This is a genomic window from Xenorhabdus sp. PB61.4 (genome assembly GCF_963894935.1).
In the GTDB taxonomy this organism is placed as follows: Bacteria; Pseudomonadota; Gammaproteobacteria; order Enterobacterales; family Enterobacteriaceae; genus Xenorhabdus; species Xenorhabdus stockiae.
Genome location: NZ_CAWQJR010000226.1, coordinates 1 through 17,111, shown reverse-complemented (window position 1 = coordinate 17,111; position 17,111 = coordinate 1). Strand labels below are relative to the sequence as shown.

At 40.6% G+C, this 17,111-nt stretch carries 10 protein-coding genes and 1 pseudogene; 1 reads left to right on the top strand and 10 read right to left on the bottom strand.

The genetic code is table 11. The features are described from left to right. Positions 1-18 precede the first annotated feature (18 nt). From AACX68_RS19965 to tssK, 10 genes and pseudogenes are all read right to left on the bottom strand, one after another. On the bottom strand, positions 19-1,080 hold the full coding sequence (locus AACX68_RS19965; protein WP_228860296.1) for a DUF6708 domain-containing protein: 1,062 nt from the start codon (positions 1,078-1,080) through the stop codon (positions 19-21). Between the two features lie 48 nt (positions 1,081-1,128). Next, a pseudogene (locus AACX68_RS20230) lies at positions 1,129-1,962 on the bottom strand (DUF6708 domain-containing protein). 315 nt (positions 1,963-2,277) lie between these two features. Then, positions 2,278-3,333, bottom strand: coding sequence for a DUF6708 domain-containing protein (locus AACX68_RS19950; protein ID WP_228860293.1), 1,056 nt, complete (start codon positions 3,331-3,333; stop codon positions 2,278-2,280). 76 nt (positions 3,334-3,409) lie between these two features. Continuing rightward, on the bottom strand, positions 3,410-6,148 hold the full coding sequence (locus AACX68_RS19945; RefSeq protein ID WP_228860292.1) for a T6SS effector BTH_I2691 family protein: 2,739 nt from the start codon (positions 6,146-6,148) through the stop codon (positions 3,410-3,412). A 67-nt stretch (positions 6,149-6,215) separates the two neighbouring features. After that, positions 6,216-7,076 (bottom strand): DUF4123 domain-containing protein, encoded by an 861-nt coding sequence (locus AACX68_RS19940; RefSeq protein ID WP_228860291.1) that lies wholly within the window; start codon positions 7,074-7,076, stop codon positions 6,216-6,218. Positions 7,077-7,085: 9 nt separating this feature from the next. Then, positions 7,086-9,494 carry a type VI secretion system Vgr family protein gene (locus AACX68_RS19935; RefSeq protein WP_228860290.1) on the bottom strand — a complete coding sequence of 803 codons (2,409 nt, stop codon included), beginning with the start codon at positions 9,492-9,494 and terminating at the stop codon, positions 7,086-7,088. Continuing rightward, positions 9,491-12,166 carry a type VI secretion system ATPase TssH gene (gene tssH, locus AACX68_RS19930; RefSeq protein WP_228860289.1) on the bottom strand — a complete coding sequence of 892 codons (2,676 nt, stop codon included), beginning with the start codon at positions 12,164-12,166 and terminating at the stop codon, positions 9,491-9,493. Before tssH ends, AACX68_RS19935 begins: the two co-directional genes overlap by 4 nt. Before the next feature lie 272 nt (positions 12,167-12,438). Further along, on the bottom strand, positions 12,439-14,184 hold the full coding sequence (locus tag AACX68_RS19925) for an OmpA family protein (RefSeq protein ID WP_228860288.1): 1,746 nt from the start codon (positions 14,182-14,184) through the stop codon (positions 12,439-12,441). 7 nt (positions 14,185-14,191) lie between these two features. After that, positions 14,192-14,869, bottom strand: a complete 678-nt coding sequence (gene tssL, locus AACX68_RS19920) for a type VI secretion system protein TssL, short form (protein ID WP_228860287.1) — start codon at positions 14,867-14,869, stop codon at positions 14,192-14,194. Continuing rightward, entirely contained in the window at positions 14,866-16,203 is a 1,338-nt protein-coding gene (tssK, locus tag AACX68_RS19915; protein WP_228860286.1) for a type VI secretion system baseplate subunit TssK, read from the bottom strand. The genes tssL and tssK overlap by 4 nt, the downstream gene beginning before the upstream one ends. Positions 16,204-16,761: 558 nt before the next feature. Here tssK and AACX68_RS19910 point away from each other — a divergent pair. Then, the coding region (locus AACX68_RS19910) for a hypothetical protein (RefSeq protein WP_228860285.1) at positions 16,762-17,111 on the top strand (350 nt) is incomplete at its 3' end.

The window sequence follows — 17,111 nt, the reverse complement described above, 5'->3', positions numbered from 1 at the left end:
ATGCATACCTATATACAACTATGTGTTTTGTATTTTATGTCGCTTAGTTACTCGTCTTTTTATACGCTGTACCGCTTTCATTTGCTGCTTATGATATTTTAAATGATCTTTCATTTTCAAATTAGCTAAAAAATATCGCCATACATATGGAATATTATTTTTATAGCTCACATTAACTGGATCATCAACTGCAACCTCACACTTTTCCTCAACCTCTTCTGGCCACTGAGGTATTTTACTGGTTTGCATTGCAATATACCGAGAGAATGATTCCAACAGATAGTATGGAACAAGTAGTAATTTATAGAACCAATCCCATTTAGTATCAACGCGGAGAATGTACTGAAGACCATAAATATAGCTTTCTTTTTTTTCCGAAATTGGATGGCATAAAAAAATAGTTTTAGGCAGTTCATCCAGTACATCTTCTTCCATATAGCAGCGAATAAATTCCCAATAACCCGGAATGTTAACTTTGCTATCGTAAATTCCTAAACTGAATGTCTGCAATACAGTTTCTTTATCATCTGCAAGAATATGACCATCAATTCCCCATCCCAGTCCTATCCCTTTTCCTTCATAAAGCGTAAAAAAAATATCACTCCAAGGTGCTACTAAAACAGTCCCATTCACTTGATAAACATATACCATCTGTGTTTTTCGATTAAATCGTATAGGATAATGGGTTTTTCTAAACCACTCTTTTAAAAAAACGCTCGAAGTGGCACATACAGTAAAAAATAAAAAAATAATACAAAACACTATAAGATAAGAATCACCAGATTCTAACGGTTCATCACGTAGAACATGCCTTAAAAAGGAAGTAATGGAAAAACAAATTAGGCCTATAAGAAAAACAATGGTCATCAAAAATGATATAAGGCTAGGAAAACCTTTGAATGTATAATATCTATCAATTGTTTCCAGATACGTTGAGTTCATCTTAATCACTGTATCATCATTAGTAACCAATGGGTTGTCAGGATGTGGCTGGCCTTGGCAAAGCCGATCTCTTTTTTCTTGTTCAGTCAGCTTGCGATTAAGTAAATAAGGGGTAAATAATCCCTTGTAAATTGACATAATGTAAATCCTAATTTTCCATAAGCATCAAAGTAGATATTTTTAAACCTATTTTCCCTGAGTTTCAGTACGCTTAGAAACTATCTTATCTATACGTCTTGCCGCTCTTTTCTTCTTTCTATACAGCTTAATATAGCTATCTAGCTTTTGGTTAGCGAATGTATACCGCCATAAATCTGGGATATTATTTTTATAACTAACATCAACATTATCATTGGGAGAAATCAGACAAGCCTTCTCAACTTCATTTGTCCATTGAAGGATTTTGCTTGTTCGCATAGCAATATAGCGAGATACTGACTCCAATAGGATTATCGGTAATACAATAAAGCGGATCCAATCGAATCTTGAACATAAGCGAAAACTATACAGTAATCCAAATTTGTAGCCTTCTTTTCGATCTGCTATCGGAGGACACATAATAATAGTTTCAGCTAATTCTTTTACAACATCTTCCTCCATATAACATCGGATAAACTCCCAGTAACCTGACAGGTCACGTCTGCTACCGTAATAACCTAAGCTAAATGTTTGTAATACAGTTTTCTTATCCTCTGCCAATATATACCCATCAATACCCCACTATGGAAACGCCCCCTTTCCTTTAGCATAAATAAAAAACACTTTATTCCAAGAGATAGATAATATATTACCGCTAACTTGGTAGACATATATCATCTTATTTTTTCTATTAAAACGAATAGGATAGTGCGTCTTTTTGAACCATTCTTTTAATGTTAATTTCAGACAAAAATATAATGCCGGAGAAAAAATTGCAGTGAGAATCATAACATCATATCTTTTAGCAAAATCCTCTTCTGAAAAAATATAGCGTTCAAAAAGAATCAAATATCCATATAAAAGCAATCCTGAAATAGCCATAAAAATAACAAAAGTAACTAAGCTTGCATTTCCTTTATCAGCATAATACCTATCAACTGTTTCCAGATAGGTTGAATTCATTTTAATGACAGTATCTCCATCTCTGATAAATTTACTCTCACAATGTGGTTTACCTTGATGCAACTGATCTATTTTTTCTTGTTGAGTTAACGGCCGGTTAACTGAATAAGGAGTATATAATCCTGTTAAATGTGACATGATGATTTTACTAAAAAATTCATTGGCATTATTATGTAACCGATTAGACATGAATTTAATGCAGAAAACGGATTAAATTCATGCCCAAATATATGATTAATAATTTTCTTTATAACGTATTGCTAATTTTTTTCTTATACGTTCTACAGCTTCCATTTTTTGTTTATAATCTTCCTCAGTCATACAGGCAAAGGTATATCTCCATAAGTTAGAGTTACGAGTTTTATAACTTACATCAATCGGATCATCAGGGTTAATTTCACAGGAATTTTCAACTTCCTCTGGCCATTGTGGAATTTTACTGGTTAGCATAGAGATATAACGGGAAAAATTTTCCATTAATGTGAATGGGAGCCCCAATAATCTAATATATTCTATCTTAGATGAATAACGAAATTGATATTGAAGACCAAAGATATAACCTTCCTTTCTATTCGCAACCGGAGGACACATATAAATAGTTTTAGCAAGATCTTCCAATACATCTTCTTCCATATAACAACGGATAAACTCCCAATAACTTGAAAGATCTTCCCAATGGCTATAATAAGGTAAACTGAATGTTTTCAATACTGTAATATTATCTTCCGCCAGAATATGGCCATCAATTCCCCATCCTCTCATATCACTTGTTTTACTGACACCATCATAACATGTAAAAAAGATCTTGCTCCATGGTACGGATAAAATAGTGCCATCAATCTGATAAACATGGACCATTTTTGTTTTTCGATTAAATCGAATAGGGTAATGGGTTTTTCTGAACCATTCTTTTAGGGTAATACTTAAACAAAACCATATACCAAAAATAAATATAGCCGAAAATATCCCTCCCCATAAAATATCATTGAAATTCCAATGATATGTATCAGATAAGATAGAACGATTAAAAGCGATAGCACAAATTAAAATAAACCCACCAATTAGAACCATAGCAGGAACCCCCATCATTAAGCTAGGAAATCCTTTAGGTCCATAGTATCTGTCAACAACTTCCATATACGTTGAATTCATTTTAATCACCGTATTATTATCATTAACAAGAGGAAATTCAGGGTGAGGACTCCATTGATGAAGTTGGTGGGCCATTTCCTGTTCAGTTAACGACCGATTAAAGTCATAGGGGGTAAATAACCCTTTATACATTGACATGTAATATCACTCCTAATCCATTCCATTACATCTGAAATAATTACATTTTTTCCTACTAATTTATTTTTTACTTCTATTACCTCAGCACGTCTGACTCATATGCCTTTGCTTCTTGTAAGCCATCTGCCCACATATGGGGAACACCAGTTTCTCCCTCAGGAATTTTTCTCCACTGGCATGCTAACAGCCATTTTTGTATTTTATCCTTATCTTGTGTAAGGATATAGATAGCAGAACCAAAAAACGCTAAAGTGCATATGATTATACCCATTGGCCCCAATAATGTTAATAATAACTGCCATTTGATAGCCACCCCCACAAGTACCAAGCTAGTCACTCCTGATACTAAATATGCCGTAGCTAATTTTCTATCACTAATATCCCTATTGATAATCTCATCGATACCATGATAAATATCCCACACAGCACCAACTACTGCTGCAAAAGCGCAGCCTCGACTAATCCAACCAAAAGCCTTTGTGTATACTTTTAAACTCGTAGCAGTTCCTAAATTGAGAGGTAAATTTGCTATATACCGATGATTACCCCATTTTTGAAAAATAGTCTCAAGACCATCTGCCAATGTTCCTATAGCACCAATAGCGTTTGCATAATATTTGGTTTTATTTTCGAAGCTTTTTGACCTTCCATCGAATGTTGTAGCTAATGCATATGCCTGAAAAATAAATGATGATGTGACTCCCCGAAATTGAGTGTCATTTAATTTTTTTTGGACACGTTCATTATTATAACTTGCTACAATACCACTCCTTTCATTAGTAAGAGCTCTTTCTACACCAATAACAGCATCATTAAATTTTTTGTATGGTTTCCCATCAAAAACTCGTTTTCTTAATTCATCTCCTGTGGTTATTACTAGAGCACTCTCTCTTATTTTAGCATCACGAGGAAGGGGCAAATTATCGATTTTTTCAGCTTGGGTTATATCTATCAGGACATTAAATTCTCGTGTTATTTTTTTATCCATTTTACTATCTACAATTCTCAGTTCTTTCATTCTTCTACTAGTATAACGTTCCATTTTTCTCATGGATTCCTGATCACCCATACTAGTGATTTCTGCTATCCTTTTTGTCATTGCTTTGTTTAATTCCCTCTCTGTACCTTCAAATAGGATTTTTTCTATTTTACGTCCATCTTTAACTATTAAAACAGCTAACACAGGCTTTGGAGAATGATCAATAAACTTATTTACTAAATGAAGGAATACGCTTGCCATCTTAGAAACATAGACCTCTATTTTTTCCATTAGAGGGCCAAGCTGACCTATACTATCAGAAATACCATCAAATATTTTATTCCATGGTAAGCTTGCATAATCCGTTGCAAAACTGACTTCAACATTTATCTGCTGGATCAAAGTGTTATTATTCCCCACCAAAGCCCTTAGTATATAATTATCAATATTAATTTTCTCTTGTTGTAATTTATCAAAAAGAAAATCTGTAATTTCTTTTTTATCTGTCATCCCATTTATGCAATCAGTCACTGCTTGGACATACATCAAAGAACAAACATTATCATTCTGATTATAATTAAGCATAAATCTTGATTTTATTTCATCGCTTTCCAACCAATCTAAATGCATATCAATCATCGGGGAGATAATATCCTCCATATAGATAAATAAATCGTTGTTATAATTTTCTAAAAATGTTTTTTCTTTATCTCTGTCTATATATTTTTCATAGTTTTCATTCCAAAATTTATCGACTTTTTCATCCAGCGTCTTGATGTTCTCCTCTCTCTTTTTCTTAACTGACTCTTCAATTTCAGCATTACTCCTTCTCTTAAAATTATGCTTCATTCCCCTCTCTTGTAACCATTGATTGTCATTTGATTTTAAAATATTTTGCTCATATGAAACATTAACCTCCTCTATGTCTGCTCTTTTTTGATTGCAAATATTTTGCTTTAGTCCCGATAACATTGATGATAATGCCAATCCCCTAGCGTGCTTTGGATCACTTGGGAATTTATCTTTAATAAGATAGTTACAAAGTAATGAAATTTCTTTAAGAATTCCAACCGGATCTGATAAAAAAATTATAGCTCCTTTGTTATCAAATATCTGGTTAGCTTCATTAATAATATTATCTGCTTTTTCTTCAATCTCTGCATTGAAATCTGAATAATTTACTTTTATATCTTTAAATAATTTCTTTGCATCAAATACTTTTGGAATTCTAATGTTTTCTCGATGATAAATTTTATTGTAATTTTTATTAAATTCGGCTATGGTACTTTTTATTTCACTCAAAAAAGTTGCATTTTTAATGTTATTTAAATCATTTCTTAACCATGCATCCACATCAAAATTCTGCATATTTTTAATTCGATGTTCTTTATTTTCGTGCTGCTTTTTAATTTCCTCTGACCAGGGTGCATCCGACCATGCAAACCAAACAACACCATTTTCCTGCCTTGGCATAATGTACACAGTAATAAAAGAAGCTCTGGCTACTTTACTCGGGTTATCCATACAAACTGTTTTTCTATCCGAATTTAAGCACTGCGGTGAGCCACCTGTGTCAGGATGAAGATAATAGTGCCCTTCAGAATCAATCGTATAACTTTCCCATTGGTTTGATTTTTCATAATAGACGTACAAAAAACCTTCTCGTAATATACGGGCTGTATACATCGCTGCTCCTGCTTCTCCTACTGGCATACTTGCATGGTAGCTCGGATGCAATCTCGGTAATCCATCAGATTTATCCATAATTGCAGGCCTAGCCAAAAATACAGGTAATCCGTTACGCTGACAAAAACCACAACCTAATTCTGTATCCATAACTCATATTTCCTTATTCAATAGAATTGATTTAATATTAATAATATCTATACCGTAAGATATAACATCAATGATCTTCATTAATTTTCAATAGTTCATCTTTTACTTTCGCCAGCTTTGGATCATTAACATTCAACATTACTCTGGAAAAATATTCTTCATACTCAGTGCCATCCACCAATAATGCTTTAAAATATTTATGTTCATAAAACATCAAATTCACTGTCACGCCATAAAGTGCAAATGCAATCAAATCATTCCTATGAGTTAATTTAAATCTCTCAGTCGCCACCTGAAATAATCCTTCAATCTCCATGCTGATTTTTTTACGTTCTTTAACATCATAAATTGGTGGCATTTTTGCCAGCACCTGATTAATCATACCAATTCTATGAATTCGGCTAATCTGAATGTTCGCGGGTGCAATCTGATAAGCTTCTTCCTGCGAGAATGAAAGCGTATTCCATTTATCGGCCAAATAAAATGTCCAATGCTTAATAGCATCAACTGATAATTGGTGACGGAAGGTATTGATATCCCATATCCATGATAAATTAAATAAAACTCTGGGATCGTAATAGCGCAAGATAAATCCTTTTCTTGATTTATCCTGAATATATAACCCATGTACCAACCGCTTTTTCATTTCTTCCGGTGGTAATTCACTGTCAAAAAATAAGGAAACCATCGGTTGTCTCTGTTCTTCTATCGATTTATTGATAGCGGAAAATAGATTTACCCATTGCGTCGGTGACAGTTCATGCATAGAAATTAGCCATGGGTATAATTCTGCCTGCGGAGCTAATAAAGGTGAGACAACTTCGATAACCGGTAATTCATCATCAAGTTCAGGAAATAATGCCCTGTCAATTAGGGCATATCGGTGGTTTTCCAGAGGAAGGGATTCTGGTAGATAAGTTGCGTACATAGTAATACCTTAGCTTAAGGGAACAGTTGCATCACCACGGCCTGCTGCTTCTGATGACAGAGTTTCACAGGCGGTAAAATTAGGGTGTGGCACACTGATTGTTGCTGGCCCTGCGTAGTCGAAGTTTGCACTCTGTACTTTGAAATCGCCTTCTGTGCCACTTTCTATCTTAGTCGGATCAATCGTGATATAAGAGCCACCGCACTCAAATGTGATTTTCTTTTTGGCTGAGATAATAATTTCATCATCGGTACTCGTAATACTGATATTTTTCTTGGCTGTGATTTCCAGCGCATCAGTCTGAGCCTGAATCTCAAGTTTTCCTGCCACTGCGACTAATTTCATACCTAATTCATGGGCCAGAATAGAAACCGCTTTTTTGGCTGCTATTGCAATGCGTTTCAGGGCAGAAATTTCGGTATTTCTGCCTGATGTCAGCACAATGTTGTTGTTGGCACTGTGTTGAATGTGGTTAGGTGTTGATAATGCAATTCCCCCCGGCGCACTTGCTGCAATCACAGGCTCATTGATGCCATCAATGTAACCTTCCAAAAAGCGTTCCTGATTGTTGGTATCTAATGGCTCTATTTGCGCCATTCGCATAATATTTGACAATGACTCAGCCATATCTAGAGCATCAGCTAACTGCTGTTTTATCTGGGTCAGATCCAGTTGTTCACCAAATGCTCGCTCCTGTTCGTCTGCACTGATAAACAACCCTCTCCCCGCCCGAATTGCGCCCCAACTATCGGTACGTAGTTCAAAACCGTCACCTCGTTTCTTCTCATTTGAGTCAACAAGATGCCCCAGATTAAGCTGACTTTTACCGCCATATTCCGTGCTCAGTTTGATATGTTCCTGACCACGGCGGTCTTCCATGCGCAGTTTATTATTGGTCGGGGTGCGAATGACGTTGCGTGTACGGTTACGGGCGGTAATGTGATCCGGGTGGTAGGAGTCATGTAGCGCATGAGCAATGTAAGGCCGATCAGGATCGCCTTCATGGAAGGCTATCGCTACTTCCGTGCCCTGAATCAGAGGAAAGTGAAAACCGTATGTATCGCCGCCATAAGGTTTCGCCAACCTCACTGGCATGCTTTCATAACCTTTCTTTTTCTGATCACTGTCTGCATCGAATTTAACCCAGTACAATCCATCCAGATTCTGGTGAGCATAGGGATCATTGGCTATGGGGCTGGTTACGCGAGCAGTCAGTGTGCCACTGATAACCGGACGCGGTTTTAATGACGGACGCCAGCACAGGCCCTCGGTGTACGGTACTGCTGTGATTTTAACTAGTAACGCTTCTGCCCGGCTGCCGGTGAAACGCAGTTGAGTCATTAAGATTTTGGATTGGAACGCGGCTGGCAAGGTAGATGGCAAGGTTCTGTCTTCAATTTCCAAAACTTGTCCCGCCATCAAAGTTGGATCCGTGCTCTGCCCGTACAGCAGGGTCTGACGTGACAGGAAACGCTCGTGGTCAAGCTGTGCCCAAAAGTTAGCGGTTTCTGGTTCAGGTGAAAGTTTATCCCCTGTCGTCAGATGGCGAAGTTTATAGTAATTGACATCACCATAGGTGATTTCTTCACCGTCGCCACGGGTCATATCAGCCTGTGCCGAATTCAGAATATGCTGTGCGGTACGAAAGTTATAATCTTTGGTCTGAACAGAATGTTCAACTACCTGATGGCGCTGGGTCAGCCCCCAAATGGAAGCCTCATTGTTATCATTCATCCCTGACGGGCTATTCAACGGTAGTGTTTTACCGTATTCATAACATCGCTGTTTATCACCAAAATGCATAACTTCTGTTTGTGTATCCGGTTGTAAACGGAAGGTGTAGAAAATTCCCAGCTCCGATAGCAAGCGTTCGATAAACTCCCGATCACTTTCATTGACCTGATTGATTTGTTCCCGTTTCGGGTAGGTGTTTTTCAGGTTAAATTCAAATTCCCATCCCTTGAAATTATGTTCCCGTAAAATTTCTTCGACGATTTCCGGTACGGATTTATTCAGGAAGAAACGGTAAGAACGTTTTTGATTGCGTAGCAGAGCAAATTTCGGCTCCAGAATGATCTGGTACTGGGCTTCATCACGGGAGCCTCCCAATCGTTTAAAATCCGTTACAACACCATGCACTACACGCTGTGTCTTTGGTGGCGTGTTGATACCAAAGACAGTTTCGCCCAGTGTTCGCAGGGTGAATGTAGCACTGCGACGCAACATCTGTTGTGGCTGAATATCCTGCTCTGAGCTGGTGAAGGCAATGCGGTAGCGATAGGTATCGCTCATGGCTTCACGTCCGGTAAAATCCTCTACATCCAGTACAGCATCACAGCCCTGAATTCCCAGAGTGTAGCGGTTCAGGGTATTTGCCAACACTGTTCCTGCTTTTTTAGGAGTATCTAATAAATTCATGACCTATCCTCCCCTGATAAGATCTCTTTATCAAACGTCAGCGTGATACCTTCCTCGTCATAACCCAGCGTTAATGTATTAGCTGCCTGTTGAGTAGCCTGACGCATCAGCAGTTGTTGGCTCAGTACCGGCAGAATTTGCTGGTTCAGCAGGCTATCAATATTACGTGCGCCTGTATCTGGTAGCAGGCAGGCTTCCACCAGCGTGTTATACAGAGATTCTTCTACTACACAGTCCAGTCGGTAATGCAGTTTCAGACGTTTTGCTACCTGTGCCAGTTTCATCTCCACGATGGTACGCAGCGCTTGTGCTCCCAGCGGACGGTAAATGACAGTTTGAAAACGCGCTAATAATGCTGGCTGGAAGTGTTCACGTAGTATCGGCCGCAACAATTCATGCAGTGTGCTATCCGTCGATTCTGGCTGTTCGTCCAGTAACTGTATCAAATGATCACTACCGAGATTAGAAGTCATGACGATAACGGTATTACGAAAATCAATTTCCCGACCTTCTCCGTCACGCATAAAACCACAGTCAAACACTTGATAGAACAGGTTCATCACATCACGATGTGCTTTTTCTACTTCATCCAACAACACTACGCTGTAAGGTCGTTTGCGTACTGCCTCGGTCAGAATTCCTCCCTGACCATAACCCACATAACCCGGTGGTGAACCTTTAAGCTGGCTGACTGTATGCGGTTCCTGATATTCCGATAGGTTGATCGTTATCAGCGATTTTTCGCCACCGAACAGACTGTCTGCCAGCGCCAATGCTGTCTCGGTTTTGCCAATTCCACTCGACCCCACCAGCAAAAATACCCCCAACGGCCCGTTTTCCGATGCCAGCCCGGTTTTCGCAGCCCGCAAGCGTTGGGCCATACTTTCCAAGGCAGCAGATTGGCCAACAACCCGTTTTTCCAGATGCTGTTCCAGTGACAATAGATCGGCCTGTTCATCTTTCATCAGACTGGATAGTGGAACGCCCGTCCAGTCAGCAATAACAGTAGCAACCGTGCGCACATCTACATCCAACCCCAGTAACGGTGCTCCGTTCTGAATTTCTGCCAGTTGTTGTTGCAGCCGGGCATTTTCTCCGGCGTTACTCCCTGACTGACGACAATCCAGTAACTGTTCAGTCAGCGCTTTTTCTTGCTGGTATTGTGCTTCAGTCAATTGAAGTTGGTTTTCAAGTGCTTCTCGTTGTTGGGTGATATCAATCAGGCGACTGACTTCCACCGCATTACCGACAGAGTGATCTTCCTGCAATGCTTCCGCTTCTAAATCCAGTGCCGCCAGCGATGAGCGTAACCGCACCAGTTCATCTGGCTGGGTATCGAGGCTCATTCTGACCCTCGCGCTAGCGGTATCCAACAGATCAACCGCTTTATCCGGTAACTGGCGACCCGTCAGGTAGCGGCGGGATAAAGTCACTGCGGCTTTCACTGCATCATCGGTAATATGCACTCCATGATATTTGGCATAACGAGGTTTCAGGCCTCGCAGCATCAGGCTGGCTTTTTCATCATCCGGTTCATCTACTTTGACAATCTGGAATCGACGTTCCAGTGCAGCATCCCGCTCAAAGTACTGTTTATATTCCGACCATGTGGTTGCTGCGATAGTGCGTAGTTCACCACGAGCTAAGGCTGGTTTCAGCAGGTTGGCAGCATCCGCCCCACCGGCCTGATTACCTGCACCGATAATGGTATGAGCTTCATCGATAAACAGCAGAATTGGCGTCGGGGATTGTTGAACAGCATCAATGATATTTTTCAGCCGTTGTTCAAATTCCCCTTTTACTCCCGCTCCTGCCTGTAATAATCCTAAATCCAGAGTACGCAGGCTGACCGTTTTCAGGCTTTCAGGAACATTACCCTCGGTAATGCGCAAGGCTAATCCTTCCACCAGCGCTGTTTTACCGACTCCCGGCTCTCCCACCAGTATCGGGTTATTTTTACGACGGCGGGATAGAATGTCGATCATCTGGCGGATTTCATCATCACGACCAAAAACGGGGTCAATATTGCCGACTTTAGCTTTCGCAGTGACATCTAAGGTGAATTTATCCAGTACAGCCAGTAGTGCATCGGATAACGGTTTGTCGGTCAGCGGAGTGGTTCTCGCGGGAGAAGTGGTTGGGGAATCCGGAGAGAATGTCGTGTTATCATGTCCTAGCATTGCTTGTTGCTGTACTTCCGGGCGCTCTTCAGACTGGGCATCCAGCACTGGGCGCAGCCGTTGTAGCTGAGAAGTTCCTACTGTCAGCAAAGGCCATGCACCTTCGCAACTCACTAATGAAGGCGTTTCCAGCAGAGCAAAAAGTAAATGGATGCTACGGATATGCCCTTCTCCTTCTTCCAGTGAAGCAGATAACCAGGCATTTTTTATCAAAGTTAATAATGGGGAAGAAAGTTGGGGACGGCTGTGAACAGTTCGGGGATAAGCATCGATATGATCTAACAGAGACTGCCACAACGCCCCCATATCCCACTCATAACGGCGAGCCAGCACTGTGATATCACTTTCACCCCGCTCAAGAATTTTGAGCAACCAGTGCTCGACGGTGATTTCAGCATGTGCCCGTGTCTGGCACAGGGAGGCTGCGGCTTCCAGTGCCTGTGCGCAGTATGGGTTTAACCGGCGCAATAACATTGCAGATGAATTTTCCATAGTTCTTTTCTCCTTGGCTTACTTGTCACGCTTATTGGGCTTGTCGAATGCGCTTCCCGGTATTCCGGCACGCTACCGCCATAACCGTTAACCGAGGCCCATAGGGTGACTAAGATTGATTGTTGCTCCCTTTGCCAAACCTCCGCGTCTGAAATTTTGCAAAAACAGAGGATTGGCAAAATAGCCGCTAAGAGAAACTGTGTTCTGATAAAAGTGTGATGATAAAAGTAAAAAAACAGGCGGTTTCCCGCCTGCTGAAGATGCCCCCGAAATTATTTCTCCATAATATGAGCAGATCCTTTATTCGCTTCCGGTGAAGGTACTGTTACTACTGCCTGACAGGCATTCTCCTGCGGCATGAGACTGATTTCGACACGACGGTTCGCTGCACGGCCAGATTCTGTTTCATTGGATGCAACAGGCTGGTCTGCTCCATGCCCCTGCACCGCAAAACATGCAGCCGGAATATCACTATTTTGTAGCATCCAGTCACGTACAGCTTCAGCACGTTTAAGGGAGAGTTGTTGATTAAATTTAGGATTACCGGTGTTATCGGTATAACCTGAGATCACAATTTTCTGATTAGGTTTGCCCTTAATTTGTACAAGTGCATTTACCAATACTTTGGTGGCATCTGATTTCAGGGTGGATTTACCCACACCGAATAAGGCTAAGCTATCCAAACTGACGGTCTGAGCTTTAGGCATAACCGGTGGTGGTGTTGATTCGACAGGCTCTGGCGGTGTGGGTGGTGCCCAGCTGGCAATTGCAGCTTGTACAATCAGAAATACTTTTTGTCCCTGATACAAACCAAGCGAATGAGAAAGCGGTTCTCCTCTGCGATGCCAGTCAGATAATAAAGTTGCATCTTCTTTCAGTTGATTCCAGACCTGCGTCTTCGGTTCAGAGGGTTCTTCCACCAAACGTTCAAATAACACCAGATCACCCTGTATTTGCGTCAATAGATTCCGGTTATTCCCATAACTTGCTAATAAAGCCAGAAGTAAGAAAACACCACTCATTGCTCCCGCAATACCGGTATAAATTTCCATATTCGTCAGGCGGCTATTTCGGGGTAATTGCGTCAGAAGTACGTCCGGAAAGGGTAACTGAGTCGCAATATCTGCAACCGTAGGCACTGTTAAGGTCGTTGTATTTTTTAGTTGTTGTAACCAGAGATTGTCAGTCACTATCTGTAATGACGAAAAATTAAGTGCCATTGCACAAGGTGCCAAAACCGGTGTCCCCGTTTGAGGTAAAGACAGTAAAGGTAAAAATTGTGTATTCAGCCATTGTACAAACTGGTCTAACCAAACCATTTGAGAACAATGCGTCAGATATTCACCCTGCTTAGGTACCGACCAAACTGACAAAGGCTGAGTTGTTTGGCTCGCACTTCTTACCTGAACCCCTGCCGTGGTGTCATGTAAGGTAAACCATGTTGCTTCTGCCTGAGATAACACTGCATCTGATGTGACTAACGGGTTAAGATAACCACATAACCAAAATGGCGGCAGATGACCAATCCACTCTCTGCTTTCATCCAGTGCTCGCCGCCATTCCAATACGGATTGCTGTAATTTATCCTGATTATTTAACTGCTCAGGAATAATACAAAACATAACGGAAAGGTTGGCTAAAAGCGCTGGAGAGTTTTCTGCAATATGTTGCACTGTATGAATAAATGATTTTGGTTCTGGCGTCGCAAGATACCATCCCTGCAATCCTTCTCGATGAGTAGAGCCCTGACTGAACAGCCCCTGAGCATAGCCGCATACCAGCACCAGTGAACCGCGAAAATCCTCAGCAGGTAAAGAAAGGTGATTAAAATCGCTACTCTGTTCCTGATACTGTTTCGCCTGATGACGCCAACGGAAGATTAAACAGCCCGCTACAGCTAATGTCATTAACGATAAAAGCAGACGTATACCGGTTCCTAATGACCAAAAACCCCAGATGAGCCAGAAAATCAGTAAGACCGCCAACAGACACAGCCCTTGTTTGAACAAGATTCTCATCGAGGGGTTATCCTTGGTTAAACAATTGATGAGCGAGTTGCTGTAATGATGCTGAGAGTCCCCACCATAATGTCCCTAACGCGATCACACCTGTGAGCCAGCCTATCCAATACATCCGACGACGGCTAAAATAGCGGGCTGGCTGGACAACTCGCGGTTGAGAAGCAACGAGTGCGTAAGGCGGGACTTGACGCGTTAAGGCAGTCAAAACATCTTCCCTATGATCATTTTCCGGTGTTTGATATTTACCGCTGAATCCCAGGGTCACTACACGGTGAAAACAAATCAAAACAGCCGGATCCGGGGCTGGCTCGTGTAATACCGTACGAATGCGATCCCAAAGTTTGTCCCCTGCTTCCAGCGTATTGAAATATTTGGTCTGAAGCGGTGATTGCAGCCACTGTATGTACCCTTCATCCTGCACACCACGATTCATAACACTTTCATCCAATAGCGCACATTGGGCATACGACATATGTTCAACCGCTGATTTGGAAAAACCGGCCTGCTCCAGAGATTCGCGTGTTTTATCTATCTGTTCACAGGCTCGGCGATAAAGTGCCTTACCGTTTTCGATCGATACCCCATTACGCAGTTGGCATACCATAAGCCAAGTATCAGCAAACAGAGTATCGATGGTTACAGCTATGTTCTGATTTTTGTCAGGTTGTATAAAGTTAGTCATGAGCGCAGCACAGCAAATAATTCAAGTTGAACATCACCCAAAGTTCCGGGTACGTAAAAAGCACAATGCCCCGAATCCAGCATGGATTTCGCGGAAATATTATTGAGTTCTAACGCGAAATACTGATTTTCAAGCCGCATCGGGATCGCTGCCGGAACGTGAGAAAGTGCCTTGAGTGGTACTCCGTTCAGGGCAACGTTAACCACATTTGCGACTTCATCCGGACTACCCACCTTACATAACAATGGAAACTGAGTTTGTAACAGGTGAGCTGACAGAGAAGAACGTACTGACAGATAAAAATCAGCCTCTTCACGCAGACGGCTATCATTGAGATCACCTTTCCAAAATTGACCATTTTTCGCCAATTCAATCGGAATAACCCGGGAAGGCAGACTCGCCTCTAACAGTTCATTTAGCAAAGCAAACAAAGGTGGGAAAACAGTTCCCGGAGAAAGATGCTGATAGGCAGGAATATCTTCAGGTTGATGCTCGAGTGAAAAAGTCAACAAACTACCCGCCAGACGAACCAGTTCACGATAAAGTAATTCCGGATGACGAGTCGGGCTTGCTAAGAGTTCAGCTAACACGGGTTCAGCACTATTCAGTGCATTCAGCAACCAAAACAGTGAAACATCCGCCACAGCAAAATCAGCCATCCGTTCATTACTTTCCCGACGAATACTCATCAGACGACGACGTTTTGCTTTCAGGCGATGCATTAGGTCTGTCAGTGATCCCATAAGTCTTTGGCTGGCTGAGCACGCTAACATGGGTGGAATAAAATGACGGTCAAATGTCCACTGCCCTTGAGAGTTACGAATAAGGCGAGTTACCGGACAGACCAGATAAGCCCCATTTTCTTCATGGGCATAACGCAAAGTGATGGCATAACGTTCAATCGCAATATCCGTCATTTCGTTACCAATTAAATCTTGTACAGGTACCCATTCCTGCTGGTAACGACGCGGCCGATCATGATGCCCATCCTGTGCCAGATTACCGCCATTGGCCTGCAATAAAGGCAAGGCAAGTACGATATCAACACTTTCTTTTCCTTCAATAGAAGAGAGATCAACCGCAGGAGGAAGATTATCAGCAATAGCGGTATCAATGACGGAACCATCAGGAAAACGAACGATCAATTTGATTGCATTCAAGCGAGAAATCGCCAATGCGCCTTCATCAAATTCTGCTTCCAATACGCCCCAGGGGTTAGCGATGGCTAATTGTGCAACAGTATCCGTCAGATACGATTCCCAACGAGCCTGCTGCTGAAATTGTTGTGGAGCTAAAAAGGCACCATCACTCCATAATGGGCGGTAAATTTTCATATTCGTTCCCGCTTACAATCATTTGTATATGGAAAATCACTCATTTTCACTTGCAGAACTTATTACACTTAAAACAATATAAGATAGTTAATTAAGTGATATTATCAATGAGATATTTAAAAAGGGCTGCTGTGGTGCTATATAACAAGGTTACAATAAACAACCTATCCAAAATCAATAGAAAATGATGTTCCTCCCTAACGATATTTAGTCAATCTATCTGATAAAGTTAAATTATTTTTCGCTCAGAAACTCAGAATAAAAAGGCTATCATAACCACCAAAATTAAAGCATATTATTAGCATTTTTAATCAATGGATTTAATTATAAATATCATTGCATTTTTCTCTATTGATAAAATGTAAACCATTCCTCACGTAAAATTATTTTTTTGATTTTTTTTTAGCATCCTTCAGGATAGATGCTAGTTTTAATTACGTACACTACGGGTTTCAAGTAATAGTGATGAGATAAAACGAAACTTAAATTCAAATTAACTTGAGAGGCGTGGGGATATTTTTTCATAAAATATTAAATCATTATTCCTGGAGATAAATCATGGTTAACAGTAGATCTAATTACCCAAGTGGCGATGGCTCTCCTTCTTCATTATCGTCATCTACATGTTACATAGAAAACGATTGTAAGATTCCATACGATTCAGAAAGTATGAAATTGATTAGAATTGCTCGATTGCGTAATATCATGAAAAAAGCTGGCATGAATGAAAATTATGAACCAGATCAAGATAAAATAATAAAGATATTTGCTTACCACAATCAAATCCTCGAGTTTATTGAAAATAACGATAAATGCATTAATATTTCTTATAATTTAGCCCCTACCATAAATGGGCAAACAAATATAAATTTATTCTATTATATCATCATGGGGATTTCGTTCTCTGG

Bases quoted from the DNA above. Each gene is read 5' to 3' on its own strand.
- tssL (WP_228860287.1), bottom strand. From the start codon at position 14,869: ATGACTAACTTTATACAACCTGACAAAAATCAGAACATAGCTGTAACC.
- AACX68_RS19945 (WP_228860292.1), bottom strand. From the start codon at position 6,148: ATGGATACAGAATTAGGTTGTGGTTTTTGTCAGCGTAACGGATTACCT.
- tssH (WP_228860289.1), bottom strand. From the start codon at position 12,166: ATGGAAAATTCATCTGCAATGTTATTGCGCCGGTTAAACCCATACTGC.
- AACX68_RS19950 (WP_228860293.1), bottom strand. From the start codon at position 3,333: ATGTCAATGTATAAAGGGTTATTTACCCCCTATGACTTTAATCGGTCG.
- AACX68_RS19940 (WP_228860291.1), bottom strand. From the start codon at position 7,076: ATGTACGCAACTTATCTACCAGAATCCCTTCCTCTGGAAAACCACCGA.
- AACX68_RS19965 (WP_228860296.1), bottom strand. From the start codon at position 1,080: ATGTCAATTTACAAGGGATTATTTACCCCTTATTTACTTAATCGCAAG.
- AACX68_RS19925 (WP_228860288.1), bottom strand. From the start codon at position 14,184: ATGAGAATCTTGTTCAAACAAGGGCTGTGTCTGTTGGCGGTCTTACTG.
- tssK (WP_228860286.1), bottom strand. From the start codon at position 16,203: ATGAAAATTTACCGCCCATTATGGAGTGATGGTGCCTTTTTAGCTCCA.
- AACX68_RS19935 (WP_228860290.1), bottom strand. From the start codon at position 9,494: ATGAATTTATTAGATACTCCTAAAAAAGCAGGAACAGTGTTGGCAAAT.